This is a genomic window from Mycobacterium sp. NPDC050041 (assembly GCF_049541695.1).
GTDB lineage: Bacteria > Actinomycetota > Actinomycetes > Mycobacteriales > Mycobacteriaceae > Mycobacterium.
In genome coordinates this window covers 984,378-1,008,650 of sequence record NZ_JBMVDG010000001.1, presented here as the reverse complement: position 1 = coordinate 1,008,650, position 24,273 = coordinate 984,378, and the positions used below count along the sequence as shown (strand labels likewise).

The window sequence follows — 24,273 nt, the reverse complement described above, 5'->3', positions numbered from 1 at the left end:
GGTTGGATCATCGGCGCGTGAGTCCCCCGTCGACGGCGTACTGACTGGCGTTGACGTAACTCGAGTCGTCGGAGAGCAGGAACAACAGTCCCGTGACGCGCCGACCGTCGATCACGTGTTCCGTTTGGCCGTTTTCTTCGCCGCCGCGGTGCCGGCCGCCTTCGACGCCGGTTTCGTTGTCGTTGTCGCCGCCGTCTTCTTCGCCGGCGCCCCCTTCGCCGGCACCGTCTTCTTCGCCGGCACCGTCTTCTTCGCCGGCACCGTCTTCTTCACCGGCGCCGTCTTCTTCGCCCGCGCCGCCGCCGCGGCTGATGCGGCACCTCGCCCCGGTGTCGTCTTCGCCGGAGTCGCAGCGCGCGACGTGGCTGCCGCCTTCTTCGACGGCGTCGCGGTCTTGGGCACCGCCTTCTTCGCCGGCGCCGCCGAGGCCTTTCCAGGTGGTGACTTCTTGGCCGGCGATGGAGGTGTCTTCTTCGCAGGAGCAACACCGGCTGACGGGGTCGGGGCACCTTTCGTCGCCGTACGCGCGACGGACTTCTTGACGGGTGCGGGTTTCGGCGCCGGCTTGGCCTTCTTGGCAGTGCTCGGGGGCGTCGGCTTCTCGGCGGACGAAGCGCTGCCGCGCTTCGGCGTTACGCGTCCGGCCCGCTTGGCGGCGGATCCGATGGTGCTGTTGACGACTTCGACGGTCGCTTTGACGGCCTGTTCGGCTCCCTCGCGCAGCCTGCGGCCGAGACCCGAGCTCTCCTTGGTCATATGCACCTCACCCCTGGTTCCTTTGCACTCAGGTACCTATTTTTCTTCGGATGCAAACCGGCGGACGTTCATGTCCCCGTGATGGCCGCCGCAAGCCCTTTGACATTCGCCGCGATGCGTCGCTTGCTCATCTTCACCTCGCGGCGTTGATATGCGTAGAGCTGCGGGTCCACTGATGCCAGCAGCACATCGGCGTGCCAGCCGGCGTTCACTGCATCGAGGTCGGGCCGGCACGCACGCAACAGCGTGACGATGTGCAGCCGCCAACCCTGATAGGCACCCACTTTCAGGCGGCCCGGCGGGATCGTGTCGGTCACCAGGAGCGCGCCGAGGTTGCGCTCGGTCAACGACACCAGTGCGTCGAGGAATGCGGACATCCGGTCGCCGGCCGGCGCGCCGGGGCCGAGGGGTGGAGGTCCGGAAAGTATCGCTTCCTGCAGGGTCTGCTCGTCATCGCCGACGACGGCGGCCAGCAGCCCGGCCTTGTCACCGAATCTCCGGTAGAGCGTCCCGACGCCTACGCCTGCGCGCTGAGCGATCACGCGCATGTCGACGTCGCCGGCGTCGGGTCCACGAAGGAGTGCGCGTGCGGCGTCGAGCACGTTCGCTTCGTTGCGCGCCGCGAGTTCACGTTGCGGCTGCCACCCCGTCGACCCTGTTCGCGGCATGTCGCCATCATATTGCGGAATACGGTTCCGCAACCATGCGTTGCAGGCACGGAACACGGTTCCGCAACTTGGAGGATTGGAATGAATCGAGTGCTGCTGGTCAACGCCTCTCCCCGCGGCGAAGACTCCCATTCATTACGTCTGGCCAACCGGTTCCTCGACGCCTATCGCATGAATCGGGCCGACGTTGCGGTGGACCGTCTGGACACGTTCTCCGACCTCGCCCCGTTCGGCCAGTGGCAGGTCGACGCGAAAATGGCGGTGATCACCCGACAGCCGGTTCCGGAGGAAGCAGCCGGCGACTGGGCGAAGGTGCTCGACGTGGCGGCACGCGTGCAGCTCGCCGACACACTGGTCTTCGCGGTGCCGATGTGGAATGGCGGCATCCCGTGGTCACTCAAGCTCTTCATCGATACCGTCACGCAGCCCGGCATCGCCTTCACCTTCGATCCAGCGACCGGTTATCGCGGCCTGCTCGGCGGCCGGCGCGCGGTGACGATCTACACCAGCCGGGTGTACGCGCCCGGTGTGAGCCCGGCCTTCGGCGTGGATCACCAATCGGCGTACCTACGGTGGTGGCTCGAATACTGCGGCATCACCGACATCCACGAACTGCGACTGCAGACGCTGACACCAGACGAGGATTCGGCGGTTGATGCGGTTGTGCGGCTCGCCGAAGCACTCGCGCCGCGGGGTATCCGATGACAGCGTGGGCCTGGCTGCTGACCGCGGCACTTGCGGAAGTGGCGTGGTCACAGAGCATCAAGCCGACCGAGGGCTTCACCAGACCATGGCCGACACTGCTCTGTCTCGCACTCGCCGTCGCCGCCGTCTACCCGCTCACCCTCGCCATGCGCGACATTCCGGTCGGCACCGCATACGCCGTGTTCACCGGCCTCGGAGCCACCGGCGCCATCCTCCTCGGGATCGTGATCTACGGCGATCCCGTCACGTCGCTGCGACTCACCGGCATCACGCTCGTCATCAGCGGAGTAGTCATACTTCAGGCTTCGGGCGCTTGATCGCGATGAGTTCGGCTCCTTGGGGCAGTCTGACCCGCATGGGCACACTCATCTACGGCTTCAACGTGTCGGTGGACGGATACATCGCCGACGCGCACGGCAACATCGACTGGTCCGATCCGAGCGACGAACTGCACCAGTACTGGAACGACTTCGAGCGGGAGACCGCGCTGGCGTTCTACGGGCGACGGCTCTACGACCTGATGTCCGCGTACTGGCCGACCGCGCACGAGGCCCCGGACGCCACCCCGACGATCGTCGACTACGCGAACATCTGGCGCGCCATGCCCAAGGTCGTGTTCTCGCACACCCTCGAGTCCGTCGACTGGAACTCCCGGCTGGAACGGGGCGACCCGGTCGATGTGGTGACGAAGCTCAAGGCCGAAACCGACGGCCAGCTGGAGGTGGCCGGCGCGACGCTGGCCGCACCGATCGTGCAGGCCGGGCTGGTGGACGAGTACCGGATCGTGATGGCGCCCACCGCCGTGGGCGGCGGCACGCCGTTCTTCCCGACGCTGCCCTCGTGGATCTCGCTGCGACTGGTGGAGAACCGCACCTTCCCGTGCGGCACGGTCCTGCTGCGCTACGAGGCGAAGCACGACTGATCAGGGCCACGCGCCCGTCTGAGCCAGTTCGATTAGCCTGATTAACAGGTGGGCACAGGGGCTACCCCCCTGGTTCAGCATCTGGTCAGAGGAGATTCATGCGTCAGCGACTGCCGGGACGGGCAACGACGGGAATGGCGATCGTCTGCGTGGCCGCGCTGCTCGTCAGCGGTTGCGAGGCCCAGGTCTGGGGCACGCCGCCGGCCGCGGAGAACGGCCCGCAGGCACCAGTGGCCGCCCCGCAGGCCCCTGTTCCGGCGATGCCGGCTGCCCCGCCTGCCCAGCCGACGGCCTCGTTCGACGGACTCGACGCCCGCGTCCAGCAGGCCACCGCCGACGCGGCGGAGTCCGGGGCCGACATCGAGACCGTCATCATGGACCGCACCACCGGTCAGATCGTGTCCAACGGAGACAACAGGCCCTTCCCGATCGCGTCCGTGGTGAAGCTGTTCATCGCCGACGACCTGCTGCTGCAGGAATCGGAGGGCAAGACGCAGCTCTCCGACGCCGACCGCAAGTCGCTCGACGTCATGCTGCGTTCCTCCGATGACGGCGCCGCCCAGAACTTCTGGGATCGCAGCGGCGGGAACGCCATCATCGCCCGTGTGAAGTCGCGGTACGGACTGGCGGGCACGACGGCGCCGTACAACGGCCACTGGGACGTGACCACCAGCACCGCAAGCGATCTGGTCCGCTACTACGACATGCTGTTGGACGGCACCGGCGGGCTGCCGCCCGAACAGGCCAACGTCATCGTCAACAACCTCGCGCAGTCCACGCCGACGGGGAACGACGGCTACCCGCAGCGGTTCGGCATCCCCGAGGGGCTCTACGCCGAGCCGGTTGCAGTCAAGCAGGGCTGGTTCTGCTGCTGGAACGGTGCCAACCAGTTGCACGTGTCCACCGGTGCCATCGGATCCGAACGCCGCTACGTGATGGCCATCGGCTCCCTGGACCCCACAAGCGAGGCCGCCGCCCGCCAGAACATCACTGCGGCCGTGAAGACGATGTTCCCGGGCGGCAAGATCTGACCTTCGAGAACGATTGACTCGCTGAGGAACTCGGTGGACTGCCTCGCGGATGGTCGCCGGGCTTTTGGTGCGTAACACCTGTGCTGCACCCGGTTAGGCTGAGAATTCCGGGACGCGAGGCGGGACAGGGCGATGCTCAGTGAAGTGTGGAATGACTACTGGTGGGTGCTGCCGCCACTGCTGTATTTCGCAGTGCTCATCGTTGTGATTCGCCGCGGTCTGTGGGCGACGGTGGGACAGGTGATCTTGTTGGCGTTCCTCTGCCAGCTGATTCTGTACCTGCCGTTCAGCCGCCCGCCGATGAGCTACGGCTTGGCGGTGCTCACCGTGGTCAACCTCTTGTTGTTCGTGCGAGTCAACGTTCGACTCCCGTGGCGGGGCCGCGCACGTCATGGCACCGAGTCCTGAGGCGTCTCTGACCGCTGATCACCCCCCGCACTGGCGGGTGGCTCTTCGTCCGCGATGTAGTGCCGCAGTCTGCTGTCATGCCGTCGCGGCTGCACGAAGATGTCCGCCCCGCCGTTTACGATTCCTGCGGCACTCCCGTGACCGTTGGAAGGATCGAGAAGTGAGTTACACCGCCGCCGACATCACCGAGCTCGACGATGTCCAGCACACGCGCCTGCGGCCCGCGGTGAACCTCGGCCTCGACGTGCTCAACACCGCGCTACGCGAACTGGTGGACAACGCGATCGAAGAGGTCGCCGATCCCGGCCACGGTGGGTCATCCGTCGCCATCACGCTGCACGCCGACGGTTCCGTCAGCGTCGCCGACGACGGCCGTGGTCTGCCCGTCGATTCCGACCCGGTGAACGGGAAGAACGGGATCGTCAAGACACTCGGGACGGCACGGGCGGGGGGCAAGTTCTCCGCCCACACCGACGCGACGAGCACCGGCGCCGGCCTGAACGGAATCGGCGCCGCAGCTGCGGTCTTCATCTCCGCGAGAACCGATGTGACAGTCCGCCGGGCCGGCAAGACCTACCTGCAGAGCTTCGGCGGAGGCTACCCCGGCGTGTTCGAGGGCAAGGAGTTCGATCCGGACGCCCCGTTCACCCGTGCCGATACCCAGAAGCTGCGCGGCTCCGGCAACCGCAAGCCCGACGCGCACGGCACCACGGTGCGCATCCTGTTCGACCCTGCCGTGGTGCCCGACTCGAGCGTGGACATCAACGAGGTGCTGCTGCGGGCGCACGCCGCCGCGCGGATGTCGCCGGGAGTGCACCTGATCGTCACCGACGAAGGCTGGCCCGGCGAGGAGGTGCGGCCCGAGCTGACCGAGCCGTTCACCGGCCCGTGGGGCACCGACACCCTCCTCGACCTCATGTGCACCGCGGCAGGCACGCCGGTTCCCGGTGTGCGCGCGGTGGTGGAGGGCCGCGGCGAGTACACCACCGGGCGCGGCCCGACGCCGTTCCGCTGGTCGATGACTGCCGGACCCGCCGAGCCGGCCACCGTCGCCGCGTTCTGCAACACCGTGCGGACCCCCGGCGGCGGTTCCCACCTGAACGCCGCCGTGAAGGGGCTGTCCGAAGCGCTCGCCGACCGCGCGTCGCGCATGCGCGATCTCGGCCTGGCCAAAGGCGAGGACGGCCCGGAAGCCCAGGATTTCGCCGCGGTGACCGCGCTGGCCGTGGACACCCGCGCCCCCGATGTGTCATGGGACTCGCAGGCCAAGACCGCCGTCTCGTCGCGATCGCTGAACGTGGCAATGGTTCCCGATGTGGCACGCAGCGTCACCATCTGGGCGGCCAATCCCGGCAACGGCGACGCGGTGTCGCTGTGGACCAAGATGGCGCTGGAGGCGGCCCGCGCCCGGCGCAGCGCCGAAGGTGCCAAGGCCCGGTCCCGGGCGGCGTCGAAGGCCAAGGGCCTGGGGACCAATCTGTCGCTGCCGCCCAAGCTCCTGCCCAGCCGGGAGACCGGCCGCGGGTCCGGAGCCGAGCTGTTCCTGTGCGAGGGCGACTCGGCACTGGGCACCATCAAGGCGGCGCGCGACGCCACCTTCCAGGCGGCGTTCCCACTGAAAGGCAAGCCGCCCAACGTCTACGGCTTCACCCTGAGCAAGGCCCGGGTCAAGGACGAGTTCGACTCCATCGAACGGATCCTGGGCTGCGGGGTGCGGGACAACTGCGATCCGGAATCGTGCCGCTACGACCGCATCCTGTTCGCCTCGGACGCCGATCCCGACGGCGGCAACATCAACTCCAGCCTCATCTCGATGTTCCTGGACTTCTACCGGCCACTCGTCAAGGCCGGGATGGTCTATGTGACGTTGCCGCCGCTGTTCGTCGTCAAGGACGGCCAGCAGCGGATCTACTGCCAGGACGAATCCGAGCGCGACGCCGCCGTCGCGCAGATGAAAGCCACCTCCAAACGCAAGGTGGAGGTCCAGCGGAACAAGGGTCTCGGCGAGATGGACGCCGACGACTTCTGGAACACCGTGCTCGATCCTCAGCGGCGCACTGTGATTCGAGTGCACCTCGACGACGGCGACCCGAAGCTGCACCACACTCTGTTCGGCGGACCGCCGGAAGGCCGGCGCACGTGGATGGCCGATGTCGCCTCGCGCATCGACACCGCTGCACTGGATCTCGAATAGGAGTACGACGTGACCGCCATCATCGAGCAGAATCCCGACCTGGTGCTCGACCAGAGTGCCGACGACTACTGGAACCACTACCAGCTGACCTTCGCGCTCTACAGCGTCAGCGACCGTGCCATTCCGTCCGCGTTCGACGGCCTCAAGCCCGGGCAGCGCCGTCTGCTGTACCAGATGTACGACTCCAGGCTGCTGCCCGGAAACAAGCCGCAGAAGTCCTCGAAGGTGTGCTCGGCTGTCACCGGCAATCTGCACCCGCACGGCGGCGCGTCGATGTACGGCGCGGCGGCGCTGATGGCCGCCGAGTTCCAGCGCGTGAAGGTCATCGACGGGCAGGGTGCCTTTCCGCGCATTCAGGGCGACATCCCCGCGGCGGACCGCTACACCGAGATGCGGTTGTCGGCGCCCGGCGCGGCACTGACCGCCGAACTCGCAGACCATGCGGTGCCGATGGTCTCCACATTCGACGGCGAATGGATCGAGCCGACGGTGCTGCCGGCGCAATGGCCCGTGCTGCTGTGCAACGGTGCCGTCGGCATCGCCGAGGGTTGGGCCACCAAGGTGCCCGCACACAACCCGCGGGAGATCATGGCTGCCTGCCGAGCGCTGCTGAAGACCCCCAACATGACCGACGACAGGTTGGTCAAACTCATTCCCGGCCCCGACTGGGGCTGCGGCGCCACCGTGGTCGGCGCCACCGGCCTACGGGAGTACATCACCACCGGCCGGGGAGCGTTCACGGTGCGCGGCACGGTGTCCGTCGACGGCAAGAACGTCGTCATCACCGAGCTGCCACCCGGGGTCGCGAGCGGGACTGTGCAGGAACGGATCCGGGCGCTGGTCGACTCGGGCGAACTGTCCGGGGTGGCGGATATGTCGGACCTGACCGACCGCCGCAACGGGCTGCGCATCGTCGTCACGGCCAAACGCGGCCACAGTGCCGAAACGATCCGTGAGCAGCTGCTTGCCCTCACACCGCTGGAGTCGACGTTCGCCGCCAGTCTGGTGGCACTCGACGAGAACCGGGTGCCGCGCTGGTGGTCGGTACGCGAGCTGATCGCCGCGTTCCTGTCGTTGCGCGATTCGGTGGTGCTGCACCGCAGCCAGTACCGGCTGGAGAAGGTCACCGCGCGCCGTCACCTGGTGGCCGGCCTGATGAAGATCCACCTCGACATCGACGCCGCGGTGGCGGTGATCCGCGGATCCGACACCGTCGACGAGGCCCGCCACGGTCTGCAGCAGCGATTCGCGATCGACACCGAGCAAGCCGATTACGTTCTGGCGCTGCAGCTGCGCCGGCTGACCAAGCTCGACGTCATCGAGTTGCAGGCCGAAGCGGAGAAGCTGGACGCCGAGTTCGTCGCGCTCACCGAGCTGGTGTCGAACCCCGACGCGCGGCGGGTGGTGATCGACCAGGAGCTGGTGGAGACGGCGAAACTGTTCAAGGGGCCCGAATTCGACCGCCGCACGGTGCTCGACGTCGACGCCACGCCGACGGTGCACGGATCCGACGAGGACGGCGCGCGCGAGCGAAAGGTCAACACCGCCTGGCGACTCGATGACCGGGGCGTGTTCTCCGACCGCCACGGGGAGCTCCTCAGCTCGGGTCTTGGCTGGGCGGTATGGACCGACGGTCGGGTGAAGTTCACCAACGGCAATGGTCTGCCGTTCAAGATCCGCGACATCCCGGTGGCGCCGGACATCACCGGGCTGGTGCAGTCGGGGGTCCTCGCACCCGGATCGCATCTGGCCTTGGTGACACGACGCGGAAAGGTGCTGCGGATCGATCCCGCCGCGGTGAACCCCCAGGGCGCGGCCGGTAACGGCGTGGCCGGGGTGAAGTTGGCCACGGATGGCGACGAGGTGATCGCCGCGCTGCCGCTCACGTGCGAGAACGGCGAGGCGATCCTGTCGATCTCCGAGAAGGGCTGGAAGGTCACCGAAGTCGCCGACATCCCGGTGAAGGGCCGCGGCGGCGCAGGCGTCGGATTCCATCCGTTCGTCGGCGGCGAGACCGCGCTGCTGGCGGCTGCGGTCTCGGCGACCGGGTACGTACGCGGCAAGCGGGCGGTGCGAGCAGAGAAGCGCGCCAAGGCCTCGGTCAAGGGTTCCGGCAGCGATGTGACCCCTGCGGGGTAACTCGCCGCCGAGCAATCGCGGTCGATCTCGTGCTGTCGGTACTGCGCCCGGCTACCGTCGACCGGGTGACGGTGTCACGCTCGCGCCTTGCCCGGCTCTTCGCGGTTGGAACCGTGGTGTGCACTTTCGCTGCGGCCCCGGCATGCGGACATACTGCATCTCCACCGCTCGACACCGGCACACCGAGGACGACCGCTCCGACTACCCCGTCACCGGCACCCGCCGTCGCTGAAGTGACTCCGACCGGAGACTTCTCCCCCGTCTCCCGGCTCATCGAAGACGCCGTCGCGGCGCGGCGGCTACCCGGCGCCGTCGTCCAGGTCGGGCACGAAGGCAAGATCGTCTTCCGCCAGGCCTTCGGCTCGCGCAAGCTTGCCGGCGAACCGGGGCTGGACGGGTCACCCGCCCCGGCGGAGCCGATGACCGAGGACACCATCTTCGACCTGGCCTCGTTGACGAAGAGCCTCGCGACCTCGACCGCCGTCATGCAGCTCCACGAAGAAGGCCGGGTTCGGATCGACGAACCGGTGCAGGCGTACCTTCCCGACTTCAACCCGGCCGACGATCCGCGCCGCGCGCAGGTCACTCTGCGCATGTTGCTCACCCATACTTCGGGCATAGCGGGGGACCTGAGCCTGGACGGTCCGTGGGGTCTGGAGAAGGCCGACAAGGCGGAGGGCGTTCGCCGTGCGCTCGCCGCGTGGGTGGTCTTCATTCCCGGAGAACGCTTCCACTACTCCGACATCAACTTCATCATCCTGGGCGCGCTGCTGGAGAAGATCACCGGCGAGCCCGAAGATGTCTACGTTGAGCGCAACGTGTTCGGACCACTGGGGATGTCAGACACCCACTACCTCCCGGCCACCAAAGCGTGCGGCCCACACCGGATCCGGGGAACGGCGATCGCCCTGGATCCCCGGGGACCGACGGTGGGGAGTTGCCCGGCGGATGCGTGGAGCACCGACTTGCTGGGGCGCATCGCACCGACAGCTCTCGACGAGGACACTCCGGGCATCAACCCCGACTACGGTCACCCGCTTCGCGGGACCGTGCACGACCCGACGGCACGCCGCATGGGCGGGGTGGCCGGGAGCGCCGGAGTGTTCACGACGGTGCACGACGTGGGCCTCTACGCGCAGGCGCTTCTCGACCGGCTCGCCAACCGCCCGAGCACCTTTCCGCTGAGGCAGGCGAGCGTGCAGATGATGACGACTCCGCAGCAACCCGGGCACCATGCCGGCCAGGTCCAGGCGGCGAACGAGGCCACCGAAACGGTCTTCACCACAACAGATCGACTGCTGGCTGCGCACTACCCGGCAATACCGGGACATGATCTGCGCGGCTTCGGCTGGGACATCGACACTGCCCACTCCAGACCACGCGGCGCCGTCTTTCCCATCGGTAGCTTCGGCCACACCGGGTTCACCGGAGTCACGTTGTGGATGGATCCGGGGTCTGACACCTACGTGATCGTCCTCGCGAATGTGATCCATCAGCGCGGCGGTCCACCGATTGCCACACTGAGCGGTTACGTGGCCACCGAGACCGCACGTGCCCTCCATCTTTACGGCACCTAGGTCTAGATCCTCGTCGTGTGGTCTTCACATGCTGCCGCGGATTGATCCGTCGGCCCCGCGCGTCCCCTCGGGGCAACGAACTGGCCGCCGCGCCGATGATGAGCTCAAATCACAGCTGTCACATTGGTAACATCGCCCCGTGTCGATCTCCCGGCGTGACGCACTGCGCTACGCCGTCGGGGCGTCGGCGCTGGCCGGACTCGGTGCGGTAACCGGTGCCCGCGCACCCACGGCGGCGGCCGCCGCTCCGACGCTGATCGATTACGCGATGCGTCAGATCCCGGCCCGGGACATCCGGGCCGCCGGCCACGCCGGTGTGATCAACTACGTCTCGACCTCGCGGCCGGGCTCGTCGTTCGGCGCCAAGCCGATCACCCTGCCCTATGCACAGTCGCTGAACGCCGCCGGACTGGTCATCGTCAGCAACTACCAGTACGGCAAGCCCGGCGGGACAGCGCCGTCGGACTTCACCCGCGGGTACGCCGGAGGCGTCGCCGACGCGCGCACCGCGTGGCAGCTCCACACCGCTGCGGGCGGTGGCCGGAGCGCCCCGATCTTCTTCAGCGTCGACGACGACATCGACCGCGAGGCATGGAACAGACTGGCGCTGCCGTGGTTTCGTGGAATCAATTCGGTGATCGGAGAGATGCGTACCGGGATCTACGCCGGCATCAGACCATGCCAGTGGGCGGCGTCCGACGGTGTGATCGGAAGGTCGAAATCACCCGGCAAAGTGTGGGCGTGGCAGACCCGGTCCTGGTCCAACGGTCAGATCTACCCCGGCGCGGTCCTCTACCAGCGCATCATCGACACCGCCTCGAATCCGGGTCCGGTGGTCGGCGGCATCCGGGTCGACGTCAACGACGTACTGGCGCAGGACTGCGGCCAGTGGAATCTGCACCCGTGAGGGCTAGCCGCGTGGCGTCGTGGTGATGTGCACGTGGTCGTTGTGGCCGTAACCCGATGCCTGCGGACCGGCCGGCGTGTAATACGTGTCGCGCCAGATCACGTCTTGTAACCCGAACCGGCCGGCATTGCTCATCGCGAAGGCGAGTATCTGGTCGCCGAGCGCGGTGCCCTCGGGGCTCTCGGGGTTGGGGATCATGATGTCGATCGCCAGTCCGCTCGGATGCCATGGCTTCGAGTCCGGCCGAACGCCGTCGATGTCGGCGATCTGCGGGAACTGCCGGCTGACGGCCCTGGCGGCCAGGACGGTGTTGGGTTGCAACCCGGCCTCTGACGCGACGCCGACGGGCAGGGCCTCCGGGATCTCTGGGACGGCGGCGGCAGGGGGTGGAGCCACGTCGCCGGGAGGCACGCCGGGTGGCGCGGCGATCGGCGGAGCCGGCGCGGGCGGCGGCGGCGGCGCGTTGTCGATGATCGCTCGCTGCTGCGGTGTCAGCGCCGCGTACTGCGCCTCCGCGGCGGCGATCTGACGCAGCAGTTCGCTCAACCTGGCCTGCAGTTCTTTGCGCACCGCGGCGGCCTTTTCCGCCGCGGAAGTGGCGTCGGCAGCCGATCTCTCCGACGCCTGGGCGGCGGTGGCCGCGCGCCCACGGGCTGCTTGGAAGGCCTTCATTTGATCGGCGATGGTCGAGCCGACCGTTCGTTGCAGCGACAGCTGATCGATCAGCTGTTGGGGCGAAGTTGCGGACAGCACCGCCGCCATCTGGCCATCACGCCCACTCATGTAGTTCATCGCCGCGATCCGGTCGGCGGCGGTTTGAAGGGGCATCAGCTGGGCGTTCGCGATCTCCAGTGCCGCCAGGTCGGCACGGTGGCGGTCGGCGGCCGCGGCCTGCTCGGCCAGTCTGGCGTCGGCATCACGTTGGGCCGCCGTGACGGCCTTGCGCGTTTGCAGTGCCTGCTGGGACAGCTCGTTGAGTTCGGCCAACGCGTCGGCCGCCGGGTCCGCATGGACGCCGCCCACCCACATGGCCAGTACCAGGACCGCGGTCGCCACACCGCACACCGTTCGCCGAATGAGGTCACGCACCCCGGTCACGCGGATTGTCACGATCCTTCGGTCGAAGACTGATGCTGGCTTGGCTCTCGCGGGAAAGGCTACGAACTGGTGCCGTCGATGTCCACTCCGGATGGCCCTGGGCCGCGGTGCGTGACGCGCCCGATGTCAGCCGGCCTCGTTGGCGTCGCCGGGATGGGGCGCATTGTCTTCGTCGACGTAGGCCTCGTGATCGGTGTTGACCCCTTCGTGGTCGCGCGGACCTTCGTTGGGTCCGATGTTCTCGACCGCGTCTGCGGCGTCACTGGGCATCGTCATTTATTACGTCCTCCTTGTAGCGCCGCCGGGCTCGTCCCGTCGGATGCGAGTGCCCCGTCTGCGCCACGCCCAACCGGGGAGCCGATACATTCTGACTCGGTCATCGGCACCGGGCCGCGCTGATCGATGCCGGCGAGGTGGACGAGCCTCGGCCGCCGACGCGACGCTGCTATGGTCGCCGCGTGCCACCACATGACCCGATCGCCGGCCATGACAGAACGAGGGTCTGACCAAGCGCCGGAGTTGGACCGGACGGGTGAGATACCCCCGCTCGATGTCGTCGGCTCCGAGATTCTTCCGCCTGTCGCCGACGACGTCCGCAGGCGGTTCCGCCTGCTGGAGCGGCTCGCGCCCCGCTTGGGCTCCCGATGGGCGGTGGAGTTGTGGTGCACCCCGCCAGTCATGGAATCGGCTCTGCGGATGCCGCCGGGTGTGCCGCCGGGCAAGCCGCTCGAGGCGTACTGGGATGGGCACCGGGTGGTCGGTGAGGAGTGGGGCGAGGGAGCGCCTATCTACCTGGTGCACGGCTGGGGCGGGCGCCGACCGCATCTGGCGATGTTCGTCAAGCCACTGGTGGCGGCCGGCTACCGCGTCATCGCGTTCGACCTGCCCAGCCACAACGAGTCCGACCCGGGCGAGCTGGCGCCGGGGCGAACGACGTCGGTCGAGTGTGCTGAGGCAATCAAGGCCATGATCGAAACCCACGGACAGGCCCACGCGGTGGTGGCGCATTCGCTCGGCGGGAATGCCACGGTGTGCGCGGCGGCCGAGGGCGCAAGCGTCGGGCGATTGGTCCTTCTCTCGCCGATGGGCGATTTTCCCCTGTATCTGGACCTCTTCGCGGCGCGGCACAATTTCGGCCGCCGGATTCGAGCCGGGCTTCAGCGCCGTCTGGAGAAGCGGATCGGTATGCCGCTGCACGAGACGAACATGGACCACGTCGGCCGGCGCGCGGGCTTCCCGCCGCTGCTCGTCATCCACGATCCCGACGACCCCGATGCCCCGTATGCGGCCAGTCAGCGACTCGCGGCGATGTGGCCGGGCGCGCGCCTGCTGACGACGAAGGGCCTCGGCCGTCTGGCTCACTACCGAATCCTGCGCCACCGGCCCGCCATCACCGCCGGAGTCGAGTTCGTCGTTCAGCCGTAGAGTCATCATCACTATGTCGGTGATGCGCAGGGGCGTGCGGTTGGCGCTCGTCCTCGCGGTCTTGCTGTCAGGCAGTGCTCTCGGGTCAGCTACTGCCGGGGCCGTCGGACTCGACGACTACCTCTGGGAACGTCGTCCCCTACTCCTGTTCGCGCCCACGGAAGGCGACCCCCGGCTCGTCGAGACTCTGGCCCGTATCGAGGCCAATCGATGTGAGTTCGCCGACCGCGACATGGTGCTCGGCCTCGTGGTGACCGAGGGCACGAGCACGCTGGACAGTCAGGTCATCACTGCGGAGGAGTCTCGACGGCTGGCTGACGAGTATGGGGTCGGTGACAAGGCCTTCGCGGGTGTGCTGATCGGTAAGGACGGCGGCGAGAAACTGCGCGTCGACGACGTGCCCGATCTCCGGAGAATCTATGCCGTCATCGACGGTATGCCCATGCGAAGCCGCGAGACGAGTGCCGCGGGTCGGTGTTGATGCCGGGGGCAGTTCGACGGTGCCTGACGGGTCTCGTCCTCGCATCATCGGCCGTGCTCGTGGTCTCGTGCGGCGCCGCGCCATCGTCCGACGCGAACATGACGACGAGCAGGTCGGAGACTCCTCTCGTCGACATCGACGATGCCGACGAGGTGGCCTCTTGGACCACGGTCAACGATCCCGTCATGGGCGGTGAGTCCACCTCGCGCATCACGTTCGGTGACGACGGCGGCCTCGTGTTCTCCGGCGAGATCTCGCTGGCGAACAAGGGCGGGTTCGCTTCGGCCCGCAGTCCGCAGGACACCGAGATCGGACGCCGGGCAACAGGCGCAACGTCGCTCCGCGTACACGCTGTGGGCGACGGCAAGACCTACCTGGTGAAGGTGAACACCGTTGCACGGCAATGGTCTTACATCCACCGATTCCGGACAGAGCCCGCCGTTTCGCGGTCTTACGAACTGCCCATCGACGGCTTCGTGCCGGTGGGGATGCGCCTCGACCCCGCACCGGACGCGCCTCAGACTCTCGACCCGTCAGGCATCGATCAGGTGTCGGTCTACATTCTCGACAAGCAGCAGGGTCCCTTCGAACTCACCGTCACCGCAATCGACGCCGCGACCTGAGGTCCAGCCCGTCTCGCCGGTCGAGGGCCCTATTTGTGTGAAATCGGTACGTAACTGCCGCGGCCGTGGTGTCTTGGGATCGGTAGATGACCTGCCGCGGTGTACTTCACGGGATGGCGCCGGCACCGAGGCGGTGCGTGGAGGAAGAGGAACACGATCATGCGAATCACACGGATACTCGCCGCAGCGCTGACGTCAGTAGGTCTCGCGGCCGCAGGCCTGAGCATGGGAAGTGGAGCCGCCCAGGCCATTCCCTCGCAGCCACACCAATGGTGCCCGGGGATGTCCATACACAACCCGCCTGGGCCCGGAGCCATGTACCAGTGGGACATGAACGTCTGTCACACGTGGCAGTACGTCAAATCGGGCATGGGCAACGTGCCGCACAAGGTTTGGGTCGGCCCGCTGGACCCCGTCACTTATCAGTACTCGGATTCGAAGATCACCGTCGAGGGCAGCAGCGTCTGGGATGGCCCGAACATTCCGCCGGGAGCGGCGGCCGAGTGCACCGGCAGGGACATGTTCACGGGCATTCCCATTCCCTGCTAGTCGGGCGGTAGGGTCGGACAACGGCAGTTGGCACGAGAACCGCTGTCCGACAGACCCACTCACGTTCGTCCATGCCGACACGGTTGGCGCCGGCCGAGAGGTGCTCGTCGATCTGGGTGTAGATGGTCTCCGGGGAACCGTGCGCGACCAGGGCGTCGATCAGTGCGTCGCTGCCTGATCCGTCGACACCCGCTTCGGTGAACCCGTGCCGCATCAGGTTGTTGGTGTAGTTGCGCAAGCCGAGGTAGGGATTCTGGACGGCAGGACGGCCGATCGTTCGGGCCTGGTCATCGTCCTGGGTCAGGACCACCTTGTGCTCTGGAGCCAGGAAGGCATTGCTGCCCAGATACGGGGCGCATCACCGAGTGCGGGATTGAGCCATGCTCCGTGTGCGCCGAACCGCTCGTGTGTGTCGTTCATCGCGGCGCGGTGGTGCTGAAGATCGGCCAGCAGATCTCGGTTGCGGTGAACCGGGCCGGATCTGTGGGAGTGCCGCCGAGGTAGTGCTCACGGATGGGTCCCTGGCTGCTGATCAGATGCTCGTTGACGTAGATGCCCAGGGCCGCGTAACTGCGGTCGATGCCGTCGTGACCGCCCGGGTGGGTGAGCACCGCGAATTCGGTCCTGGGTAAGACCTCGGCGCGGATACCCTCGGGGGGATCTGCGGATGGTGGTGCTTCGACGAACATGGTTGCGCTGCCGCGCTGTTCGAGAAACAGCGCGCGGTCGTACAGGCCGCCCGGCACCACCGCGGTCGGCGCGCCTGCTGCCACGGCGACGGCCCGGTGCAGTGTCCGCAGTGACGCCGTGAACCAGTCGTCTATCCCGGAGGTGTCGATGGTGGCGCTCACGGACCACACGGCGAGCGCCGGTTCGTGGCGCGATGTGACGTCGGTGTGAGTACGCACGGGGGAGAGCAGTTCGCGCAGCGCACCCACGGTGTCACGGGTCTGCTGCAGCTGAGCCTCCATCTGTTCGAGATGAGTGGTGATGATGTCGGTACGGATCGGCGGCTTCGGCATTCTGCAAGGTCTAGCGTGGGCGCAATGGGTTTGTTCAGCCATGAGGAGTTCCGCGACCCGGACGAGGGCGTTGCTGGCGGCGCTAGTGGTGGGGCCGTCGAGAGGGCTCGCGGTGCTGATGTTGACGAATTCGGGTCAGATCATCCGGTGGTCATTGGTCCGGGGTTACCGCCCGAGGATGGTTCTTGCGGTCAATTCGCCGTGCAGTTTCACGTGTCGACGTCAATGCTGGTCGGGTTGAAACGTATTGCTGATATGCGCGGCGTCAGCGTGCCGGAGGTGTGCCGGCAGGTTATCGGTGTGTTTGTCGCCCAGCAGGAGGGCGAATTGGGTGCGTTGCTCGCTGCTGAGGCCGAAGTGGCGGACTACCGGCCGAGTTTGGGTGACGCATAGGCGCACCCTGCTGGGGTGGAGCACTCGGACAGTGTCGTCGGCCGCCACTCAGATCGGAACCTCATCAAATGTCCAATTGGACATCAGAAGGACGTTTCATATGCGAATTGGACAAGAAACTTGGAGAAGCCACCACCTGTGTCATATGCCGATGCGGCCCCAACGTGGTCTGGTCAGCCTCGTGTCCGCGGCGCTTCTAGTTGTGTCGTGCGGAGGCGCCGACCGATCCGCCGACGCAGACGAGGCGACGAACAGCGACGGCCTGAGGCGCACCCCGCTGTAGGTTCTCGAGTTCGAGGTCCAACTGCGACACATCAACTCATTGCCGCGCGGCGCTGCTCGACGATTCACTCCAGAGCTTGCCGATCTCGTCGATTCTCCTCCGTACGAACAAATCTGGTCCGATGAACGACTCAGCCCTAGAGACCGCAGCATTCCCCTCGGCGATCTCCGCCTCGGTGATCGCCGCGGACACGTTGCTCTGATTGCCCGGGTGACTCTGATCACCGCGGCAGTCGGCCGGCGCCGTTCAGACGGACCGGTGTACTCACCGGGGTGTGACAGCCAGCTTTCCTGAACGGTACCCGTCGAGCGCCGTAGTCCGGCGGGTGAGTTCGACGAACATCGGCTCGTGGCCGGGCTCCGCCTCGACCGCCGCCCACAGGCGGTCCCGGCCAGCGGCCGAAATCGGCAGCAGCGCGGCATCATCAACCACCGATAGCAGGGCATCGAAGTCCCGCGCGGAGGCGCGCAACGGCCGTGGGTTCGATTCGTCGAGGGCGCGTTTCACGACTGCGGCCATCGGCCCCACGCCGAACAGGCGCAGCGCAGTCTCGTAGTCACCGCCCAGGATGTCGGTCAGGTCGAGCGCCTCGCGCAGACCGACTTCGGCGGCCATGACGAAGGTGTTGGTGATCAGCTTGTACTTCACGCCCGCACCGGCCGGACCCACCCGCTCCACGTTGCCCAGGGAGACGAGCACCCGCTCTGCCCGCGCTACCGCCGCCGGCTCGCCCCCGACGAGAAACGTCACCGACCTCTCCCTGGCGTATTTCACGCCGCCGACGATCGGCGCGTCAACCACGTGTCTGTCCGCGCCAGCCCCATTTCGGACCTCGTCCAGCAGGGTCGGGGTCGTCGTCGAACACAGGACGAGAACCGCGTCAGGGCGCAGACCCGCCGAGATGCCGTCCGCGCCGAAGTGGGCGGCGGGAATGTCCTCGGACATGACCAAGCTCAACGTCACCTCCGAACGCCGGGCCGCATCAGCCGGCGACACGGCGGCCCTCGCTCCGTCCCCCACGGCGGCCTTCAACCGTTCGGGGTCGGGGTCGAATGCCCACACCTGATGTCCTTCGGCCACCAGATGGGGAACCATCTCCGAGCCCATGTCTCCGACACCGACCATGCCAATCAAGGTCATCAGCGATCTCCTCAGCTGCGAAAGTTATTCCACGAGAGACGAAATCCCTGATCGGATGGCTCTGTTCCCTCGTCGTCAGAGCTTATTCGCGGACGAGGTCGGTGACATTGCAGCCAGCAGGAGGACCGACCAACTGCTAACCCCCGCGCCAATCGATCACGCCGAAGGCGCGCCGGTCCCGCACGAGTCGCATCGACGTAGGGATACCGCGTGCCGACAGTGCCCGGGAATCCCTGGCAGAGAGGCCAGATCGATCCCTACTTCGCCATGTTGGCGAAGCGCGACAAGTGCAGTTGGTGCGCAACGGTGATCGTCTTCGTCGGGCCGTTACGGTGCTTGCCGAGAATCAGGTCCGCCTCGCCGGCGCGCGGGTCGTCGCGCTCGAACGCGTCCGGCCGGTGCAAGAGAAGCACCATGTCGGCATCCTGCTCGAGGCTGCCCGACTCACGAAGGTCCGACACCATGGGCTTCTTGTCCGTGCGCTGCTCCGGCCCGCGGTTCAGCTGGCTGATCGCGATCACCGGCACGTGGAGTTCCTTGGCCATCAGCTTCAGGCTTCGCGAGAAGTCCGACACTTCCTGCTGGCGCGACTCGTACTTCTTGCCCGACGACATCAGCTGCATGTAGTCGACCACGATCATCCGTAGCCCGACCTTCTGGCTCAGCCGCCGCGCCTTGGCCCGGATCTCCATCATCGTCAGGTTCGGTGAGTCGTCGATGTACAGCGGCGCCTCGCTGATCTCACTCATCCGCCGAGCGAGGCGCGTCCAGTCGTCGTCACTCATCCGGCCCGACCGCATGTCGGCCAGCTTGATCTTCGCCTCCGCCGACAGCAGCCGCATCACGATCTCGGACTTGCTCATCTCCAGCGAGAAGATGACGCTCGGCAGTTGGTGCTTGATCGAGCACGACCGCATGAAATCCAGTCCGAGCGTTGAGTTGTGGGTCGGCACCATCGACCGGCTCGCCAAGTACATGTGGCTTTCATTGTCCACTTCGACGCACCGCACGGGGACGCTGGCTACCGGTCGCACATCCACGATGAATCGAGACACCGAACGAGCAATGTTTGTAGCACCGCGACGCTGCTTATGGAGCAATGACTTACGGGTCAGCCCGAAGACGTCCTCGTCAGTCGAGAAGGTGAGGGTGTACGCGATCGACGAGCTCTCGCGCCGACCGTGTACCCGCCTGGTCGATGTCTGGCACCGATATCCCAGGCTCACGATCAGTTCCGCGACGTCGCCCGCCAGCCTCTTGTCCGTCACACAGAACTGCACTGCGCCGCCGGCGGTTACCGTGCCGTCGGTGTCGAGAAGGCCAGCCAGGAGGGCTCGCCGTTGCGCCTCAGAAGCGCGCAAGTACTCCGCCGGAATGTGTTTGCGACCAAGTACGCCGATCGTGCGGAGACGTCCCTGCAACGTCCCGAAGCAGTTGCGGCAGCGCTGGCACAGCCGCAGGCCACAAGACTTCCCGCCGCAACGGTTGCACGTTGGACTCAGCACGGCGGCGGACACGAATCGCGCCCGACCACCGCAAGACCGTCCGCATGTGCGGACTTCGCTGGTCCGTGGAGTGAACTCCGCGCCGCACACTTGGCATTGTCGTGGCTCAACGGCTGCGGGTTTGCGCAGCTTCAATTGATATCGATACGCGGCGCCGGTCGAGCGGTGGGCCTCGATGCCTTCCCCTTCGATGCGCATGATGATCTCTGGATCGGCGGAAGTGATCTGCGCGGATGCGGTGGTGCCGTCACCCAACCAAGCACCGAGGGTGTAGGGAGGCACGAGCAATTCACGCTCAGGGGCCTGCAGGGGCGAGGCGTTGGTGATTGAGTGATTCAGTCTCCGATCGGCAGTTGCACAGCGCAACGTCGCCGCAATTTGTTCAGTGGTCTGAACTGAAGCCGGTGTAGTGGACCGCCGCGACGCACGCGTTTCGGTGAGCCACTGATGCTCGGCATCGGCGACGATCTTTGTGCCATCCGAGAACTCCACCTCATAACAGGGCCGAGCATTCATCACGGCCGTCGCGGCCACGACGCGGGTGGGCTTCCCGTCATCGCCTATCAGCTCGTCGCCCACGGCGACATCGCCCATCGTCGTCCACCCGGACGGCGTCGGCAGCGGTGTGCCGAGGGCGAGTGCCTTACCGACGCCTGGACGCGCGGCGATGATGATCATCTGCCCGGAGTGCAGGCCGTTGGTCACCTCGTCGAGTTCGGTGAAGCCCGTCGGCACACCGCGCGCGATACCGCCCTGCGAGGCGATCGCATCGATCTCGTCCATGGTCGGCTGCAGCAGCTCCTCGAGGACGACGAAGTCCTCGGAGGCGCGTCGCTCGGTGACGTCATAGATCTCGGCCTGCGCGCGGTCCACCACGTCGCTCACGTCGGCGCCGTCCGCGCCGGCGTAGCCGTACTGCACCACCCGGGTACCCGCCTCCACGAGGCGGCGCAGCAACGCCTTCTCCGCCACGATGCCGGCGTAGTACCCGGCGTTCGCAGCCGTCGGCACCGTGGAGATCAGCGTGTGCAGGTACGGCGCACCACCGATGCGGCGCAGCAGGCTCCGGCGGTCCAGTTCGGCGGCGACGGTGACCGCGTCGGCGGGCTCACCGCGGCCGTACAGATCGAGGATCGCGTCATAGACGTTCTGATGCGCCGGCCGGTAGAAGTCCCCGGGCCGCAGCTTCTCGAGCACGTCCGCGATCGCGTCCTTGCTCAGCAGCATGCCGCCCAGTACTGCCTGTTCAGCGGCGGCGTCCTGAGGTGGCTGGCGGCGGAAGTCCTCGCTGGGCGGGGCGTCATCCATACCCGAATGCCCGAGGTCGTCGACCACAGCCACGGCGCCACCCTCCCCAGATCGGCTCGAACGCAGGTTCGATCGTTGTCTATCGCGACTGTAAGGCCGCTCACCGACATCCCACGTCGGCGAACCCCCGAACCGCTCCGCGCACGATCACGTTAGGCGTTGCTGGAGGCACCCGATACCGGCCCTGTGCATAGACCTGTGGATGGTTTGTGGATATCGCTGGACGGCCATGTTGAGTCGCTGGGGACAACCTGTGGAATCTCGTTCGTTATCCGGATAAATCCGCAGATAAGCGCATCACAGAGGACGTGCAGTGTTGTGGATGGAAAGTTCTTCGGCGTGTCGTGCCGGGTTGCCTACTCGGGCGTGTTGTGTTTCGCCTCGGCACCACCGAGGTTAACGGCCGGTTATCTTCGCTGCGGGCGCGCGATAGCACAATGTTCGCCAGCGCGCACAGCAACGCCCGGGTCAAGACCCCGAAGGGTCCCAACCCGGGCGTATTGTCGCGTGCGTTATTACTGGGCGACGACGTTGAGCGTCACCGTGGCCTGAACGTCGGGATGCAGACGCACGGTCACCGGGTGCTCGCCGAGCGCCTTGATGTGTGACTTGGGCAGCGACACGGTCCGCTTGTCGAGGTTCGGGCCGCCGGCCTTCTTGATCGCCGCCACGACGGACGTCGCGGTGACCGAGCCGAACAGCTTGCCGGTGTCGGCTGAGGCGTTGACGGGCAGATCCACCGAATCCAGGCCCTCGAGCGCGATCTTGAGCTCGTTGGCGTGCTCCAGTCCGCGGACCGTCTTCAGCTCGCGGGCCCGGCGGATCTCGTCGGCCTGTCGTTCGGCGCCACGCGACGCGGTGATCGCCATGCCACGGGGCAGCAGGAAGTTTCGGCCGTAGCCGTCCTTGACCTCGACGGTGTCCCCGGGCACGCCCAGGTTGTCGACGTCAGCAGTGAGGATGAGCTTCATCTCTTAGTCTTTCGTTCTATCGGGCCGGGACTACCGCGTCGACGCGCTGAACGGCAGCAGCGCGACCTCGCGGGCGTTCTTGACCGCGATGGCGATGTCGCGCTGGTGCTGGACGCAGTTGCCGGTCACGCGGCGGGCACGGATCTTGCCGCGCTCACTGATGTAGGTACGCAGCAGCTGCGTGTCCTTGTAGTCGATGATCTGCCCTTTGCCCTTCTTGGAGCAGAAGACGCACTTGCGGGTCTTGACCGGCTTCTCTGGTGCCGGCCGCCGCTTGGTGGAGGACTTGGCCATGTGTCTTTCTCTTTCTCAAAGTTCGCGGATCGCAGTCCGCTGATGTGTTGTCTAAAAGGGCGGTTCGTCGTCGGCGCCGGAGAAGGACCCCGACGCAGGCGCGCTGCCCCACGGATCGTCTTTGGGCTGCTCGGCCGGGCGTGAGCCACCGCCGCCGCCACTGCCGCCGCTGGCACCGAAGCCACCGCCGCCGCCGCCACTGCGGCTGGCCTTGTTGACCTTGGCGGTCGCGTAGCGCAGCGACGGGCCGATCTCGTCGACCTCGAGCTCCACCACGGTGCGCTTCTCACCCTCGCGCGTCTCGAACGAGCGCTGCTTGAGCCGGCCCTGCACGATCACCCGCGAACCGCGGGTCAGGCTCTCGGCCACGTTCTCCGCGGCCTCGCGCCAGATGTTGCAGCGCAGGAACAGCGCCTCGCCGTCTTTCCATTCGTTGGTCTGACGATCGAACATGCGCGGGGTCGACGCGACCGTGAAGTTCGCGACGGCCGCGCCCGACGGTGTGAACCGCAGTTCGGGGTCGGCGGTCAGGTTTCCGATGACCGTGATGACGGTGTCACCAGCCACGAAGTCCTCCTGTTGGTTGTCAGCTCTTCGCGCAAGCGCTCATCGCGGGCGGTGTACGCGTTGGACGGCAGTCGCAGGTGAGCCTACGGAACAGCCCCGACGTGCACAGGCCGTCACGCGACTTAGTGCTTGTCGGTCCGCATGACCTTGGTCCGCAGCACGGACTCGTTCAGGTTGAGCTGGCGATCCAGCTCGGACACCGTGGCCGGTTCGGCCTTCACGTCGACGATGGCGTAGATGCCCTCGGCGTGCTTGGCGATCTCGTAGGCCAGGCGGCGCCGGCCCCAGATGTCGACCTTTTCGACCGTGCCGCCGTCCTTGCGGATGACGTTCAGGAACGTCTCCAGCGAGGGGGACACCGTCCGCTCATCGAGCGTGGGGTCGAGGATGACCATGATTTCGTATGGACGCATAAGGAACCCATCACCTCCTATGGTCGTGTGCGGCCACGGACTGTCCGTGGCAGGAGGGTCGCCTGCGTCGGCAACCGGCCCAGGTTACAGGACAGCGGCCTGAGCTGCGAAATCCGTGCTCTGCGTCCCGGTCGTCGGCCGATAGGCTGGGTTCTTCGAGTCCTCGAGGGGGTTGAGTGAGCCATCCGTACGGGCCCTACGGTCAGGGAGCTTCCGGGCAGCCCGGTTACCCGCAGCAGCAGGGCTATCCGCAGCAGGGTTATCCGCAGCAGCCCGGCTATCCGCAGTACAACGGCTACGCCGGCGGCTATCAGTACCCACCGGTGCGGCCCGCCGGCCCGAGCGGCGGCACGGCGAACGCCGCGGCTGTGCTCGCAGGACTCGGCGCGCTCGCCCTGCTCGGCTTCGGCATGCTGGTACTGACGGCGGCCGGCTCGCCCGATCCTCGCCCTACTTTGGGCACCACATCTCGCTCCTCCAACGCAGGCGACGTGATCTTTGTCATCGTCGGCCTGGCCGTCATCGTCGCCGGGATCATGCTGGCGGTCGGAGCCCTGACGCTGTTTCAGCGCAAGATGGTGGGCCGATGGCTCGTGGTCGCCGGCTGCGCCATCGCCATCCTGACGAGCGTGCTGTTCATGATCCTGTTCATGGCAGTACTGAGCAAGGCCGACGGCGAAGCCGCCGCAGCCGGAGCCATTTTCGCCATCTACGGTGGCCCCATCTTCCTCGGAGTCGCGTTTCCGGTCCTGACACTCGTGCTGGCGCTGCGCCCGTCGACCGCCGCGTGGATCCGGGCAAGACCGAATGTGCCCGCGCCGTACCGGGGTTGACTGAGCTACGCGCCGAGTGTGAATCGTTGGCGAGAAAAGTGCCCGAAAGTCGCCGACGTTT

At 66.8% G+C, this 24,273-nt stretch carries 27 protein-coding genes; 15 read left to right on the top strand and 12 right to left on the bottom strand.

All coding sequences use genetic code 11. The features are described from left to right. Positions 1 to 115: 115 nt before the first annotated feature. Entirely contained in the window at positions 116 to 838 is a 723-nt protein-coding gene (locus tag ACPCHZ_RS04890; protein ID WP_423483687.1) for a hypothetical protein, read from the top strand. On the opposite strand, the gene ACPCHZ_RS04885 is transcribed toward ACPCHZ_RS04890, so the two are convergent. Further along, entirely contained in the window at positions 825 to 1,424 is a 600-nt protein-coding gene (locus ACPCHZ_RS04885) for a TetR/AcrR family transcriptional regulator (protein ID WP_423483686.1), read from the bottom strand. The genes ACPCHZ_RS04890 and ACPCHZ_RS04885 overlap by 14 nt on opposite strands. 81 nt (positions 1,425 to 1,505) lie before the next feature. Here ACPCHZ_RS04885 and ACPCHZ_RS04880 point away from each other — a divergent pair, with 81 nt between their 5' ends. The 9 genes from ACPCHZ_RS04880 (at position 1,506) to ACPCHZ_RS04840 (ending at position 11,307) form a co-directional block, all read left to right on the top strand. Then, positions 1,506 to 2,129 (top strand): FMN-dependent NADH-azoreductase, encoded by a 624-nt coding sequence (locus ACPCHZ_RS04880; protein WP_423483811.1) that lies wholly within the window; start codon positions 1,506 to 1,508, stop codon positions 2,127 to 2,129. Continuing rightward, positions 2,126 to 2,446: a DMT family transporter gene (locus tag ACPCHZ_RS04875; protein WP_423483685.1), complete on the top strand. Its 321-nt coding sequence runs from the start codon at positions 2,126 to 2,128 to the stop codon at positions 2,444 to 2,446. Before ACPCHZ_RS04880 ends, ACPCHZ_RS04875 begins: the two co-directional genes overlap by 4 nt. A gap of 38 nt (positions 2,447 to 2,484) precedes the next feature. Continuing rightward, complete coding sequence (locus tag ACPCHZ_RS04870; RefSeq protein ID WP_423483684.1) at positions 2,485 to 3,051, top strand: dihydrofolate reductase family protein; 567 nt, start codon at positions 2,485 to 2,487, stop codon at positions 3,049 to 3,051. Between the two features lie 98 nt (positions 3,052 to 3,149). Further along, the gene (locus ACPCHZ_RS04865; protein WP_423483683.1) at positions 3,150 to 4,082 is read left to right on the top strand and encodes a hypothetical protein; all 933 of its coding nucleotides are present in this window, start codon (positions 3,150 to 3,152) and stop codon (positions 4,080 to 4,082) included. A 132-nt stretch (positions 4,083 to 4,214) separates the two neighbouring features. Then, on the top strand, positions 4,215 to 4,490 hold the full coding sequence (locus ACPCHZ_RS04860) for a hypothetical protein (protein ID WP_423483682.1): 276 nt from the start codon (positions 4,215 to 4,217) through the stop codon (positions 4,488 to 4,490). Positions 4,491 to 4,650: 160 nt separating this feature from the next. Next, positions 4,651 to 6,684, top strand: coding sequence for a toprim domain-containing protein (locus ACPCHZ_RS04855; RefSeq protein WP_423483681.1), 2,034 nt, complete (start codon positions 4,651 to 4,653; stop codon positions 6,682 to 6,684). Between the two features lie 9 nt (positions 6,685 to 6,693). Continuing rightward, positions 6,694 to 8,823, top strand: coding sequence for a DNA gyrase subunit A (locus ACPCHZ_RS04850; RefSeq protein WP_423483680.1), 2,130 nt, complete (start codon positions 6,694 to 6,696; stop codon positions 8,821 to 8,823). Positions 8,824 to 8,888: 65 nt separating this feature from the next. Continuing rightward, complete coding sequence (locus ACPCHZ_RS04845; RefSeq protein WP_423483810.1) at positions 8,889 to 10,400, top strand: serine hydrolase domain-containing protein; 1,512 nt, start codon at positions 8,889 to 8,891, stop codon at positions 10,398 to 10,400. A 145-nt stretch (positions 10,401 to 10,545) separates the two neighbouring features. Continuing rightward, the gene (locus tag ACPCHZ_RS04840; protein WP_423483809.1) at positions 10,546 to 11,307 is read left to right on the top strand and encodes a DUF1906 domain-containing protein; all 762 of its coding nucleotides are present in this window, start codon (positions 10,546 to 10,548) and stop codon (positions 11,305 to 11,307) included. 3 nt (positions 11,308 to 11,310) lie between these two features. On the opposite strand, the gene ACPCHZ_RS04835 is transcribed toward ACPCHZ_RS04840, so the two are convergent. Beyond that, positions 11,311 to 12,405, bottom strand: a complete 1,095-nt coding sequence (locus tag ACPCHZ_RS04835) for a coiled-coil domain-containing protein (protein ID WP_423483808.1) — start codon at positions 12,403 to 12,405, stop codon at positions 11,311 to 11,313. 126 nt (positions 12,406 to 12,531) lie between these two features. After that, positions 12,532 to 12,681, bottom strand: coding sequence for a hypothetical protein (locus ACPCHZ_RS04830; protein WP_423483679.1), 150 nt, complete (start codon positions 12,679 to 12,681; stop codon positions 12,532 to 12,534). Between the two features lie 210 nt (positions 12,682 to 12,891). On the opposite strand from ACPCHZ_RS04830, the gene ACPCHZ_RS04825 reads away from it, so the two are divergent. The 3 genes from ACPCHZ_RS04825 to ACPCHZ_RS04815 all read left to right on the top strand — a co-directional run bounded on the left by ACPCHZ_RS04825 (position 12,892) and on the right by ACPCHZ_RS04815 (position 14,934). Next, positions 12,892 to 13,830, top strand: a complete 939-nt coding sequence (locus ACPCHZ_RS04825; protein ID WP_423483807.1) for an alpha/beta fold hydrolase — start codon at positions 12,892 to 12,894, stop codon at positions 13,828 to 13,830. Between the two features lie 22 nt (positions 13,831 to 13,852). Then, on the top strand, positions 13,853 to 14,311 hold the full coding sequence (locus ACPCHZ_RS04820; RefSeq protein ID WP_423483678.1) for a DUF4174 domain-containing protein: 459 nt from the start codon (positions 13,853 to 13,855) through the stop codon (positions 14,309 to 14,311). Positions 14,312 to 14,409: 98 nt separating this feature from the next. Then, positions 14,410 to 14,934, top strand: coding sequence for a CIA30 family protein (locus ACPCHZ_RS04815; protein WP_423483677.1), 525 nt, complete (start codon positions 14,410 to 14,412; stop codon positions 14,932 to 14,934). A gap of 523 nt (positions 14,935 to 15,457) precedes the next feature. Here the strand turns inward: ACPCHZ_RS04815 and ACPCHZ_RS04810 are convergent. After that, on the bottom strand, positions 15,458 to 15,793 hold the full coding sequence (locus ACPCHZ_RS04810; protein WP_423483676.1) for a hypothetical protein: 336 nt from the start codon (positions 15,791 to 15,793) through the stop codon (positions 15,458 to 15,460). A 106-nt stretch (positions 15,794 to 15,899) separates the two neighbouring features. Next, entirely contained in the window at positions 15,900 to 16,505 is a 606-nt protein-coding gene (locus ACPCHZ_RS04805) for a GyrI-like domain-containing protein (protein ID WP_423483675.1), read from the bottom strand. 24 nt (positions 16,506 to 16,529) lie between these two features. Here ACPCHZ_RS04805 and ACPCHZ_RS04800 point away from each other — a divergent pair, with 24 nt between their 5' ends. Continuing rightward, the gene (locus ACPCHZ_RS04800; RefSeq protein ID WP_423483674.1) at positions 16,530 to 16,898 is read left to right on the top strand and encodes a hypothetical protein; all 369 of its coding nucleotides are present in this window, start codon (positions 16,530 to 16,532) and stop codon (positions 16,896 to 16,898) included. A 319-nt stretch (positions 16,899 to 17,217) separates the two neighbouring features. Here ACPCHZ_RS04800 and ACPCHZ_RS04795 read toward each other — a convergent pair whose 3' ends face one another. The 7 genes from ACPCHZ_RS04795 to rpsF form a co-directional block, all read right to left on the bottom strand. Further along, entirely contained in the window at positions 17,218 to 17,373 is a 156-nt protein-coding gene (locus tag ACPCHZ_RS04795; protein ID WP_423483673.1) for a hypothetical protein, read from the bottom strand. Positions 17,374 to 17,445: 72 nt separating this feature from the next. Next, positions 17,446 to 18,321 carry an NAD(P)-dependent oxidoreductase gene (locus ACPCHZ_RS04790; RefSeq protein WP_423483672.1) on the bottom strand — a complete coding sequence of 292 codons (876 nt, stop codon included), beginning with the start codon at positions 18,319 to 18,321 and terminating at the stop codon, positions 17,446 to 17,448. A gap of 257 nt (positions 18,322 to 18,578) precedes the next feature. Next, on the bottom strand, positions 18,579 to 21,167 hold the full coding sequence (gene dnaB / locus ACPCHZ_RS04785; protein WP_423483671.1) for a replicative DNA helicase: 2,589 nt from the start codon (positions 21,165 to 21,167) through the stop codon (positions 18,579 to 18,581). Positions 21,168 to 21,649: 482 nt separating this feature from the next. Then, a complete protein-coding gene (gene rplI, locus ACPCHZ_RS04780; RefSeq protein ID WP_364978083.1) occupies positions 21,650 to 22,105 on the bottom strand; it encodes a 50S ribosomal protein L9 in 456 nt (151 codons plus the stop codon). 30 nt (positions 22,106 to 22,135) lie between these two features. Further along, a complete protein-coding gene (rpsR, locus tag ACPCHZ_RS04775) occupies positions 22,136 to 22,399 on the bottom strand; it encodes a 30S ribosomal protein S18 (RefSeq protein WP_364978080.1) in 264 nt (87 codons plus the stop codon). Between the two features lie 51 nt (positions 22,400 to 22,450). After that, positions 22,451 to 22,966 (bottom strand): single-stranded DNA-binding protein, encoded by a 516-nt coding sequence (locus ACPCHZ_RS04770; RefSeq protein ID WP_364978077.1) that lies wholly within the window; start codon positions 22,964 to 22,966, stop codon positions 22,451 to 22,453. A gap of 122 nt (positions 22,967 to 23,088) precedes the next feature. Further along, on the bottom strand, positions 23,089 to 23,379 hold the full coding sequence (gene rpsF, locus ACPCHZ_RS04765) for a 30S ribosomal protein S6 (RefSeq protein ID WP_364978074.1): 291 nt from the start codon (positions 23,377 to 23,379) through the stop codon (positions 23,089 to 23,091). A 176-nt stretch (positions 23,380 to 23,555) separates the two neighbouring features. On the opposite strand from rpsF, the gene ACPCHZ_RS04760 reads away from it, so the two are divergent. After that, positions 23,556 to 24,212, top strand: coding sequence for a hypothetical protein (locus tag ACPCHZ_RS04760; protein ID WP_423483670.1), 657 nt, complete (start codon positions 23,556 to 23,558; stop codon positions 24,210 to 24,212). The last annotated feature ends 61 nt before the right edge of the window (positions 24,213 to 24,273 follow it).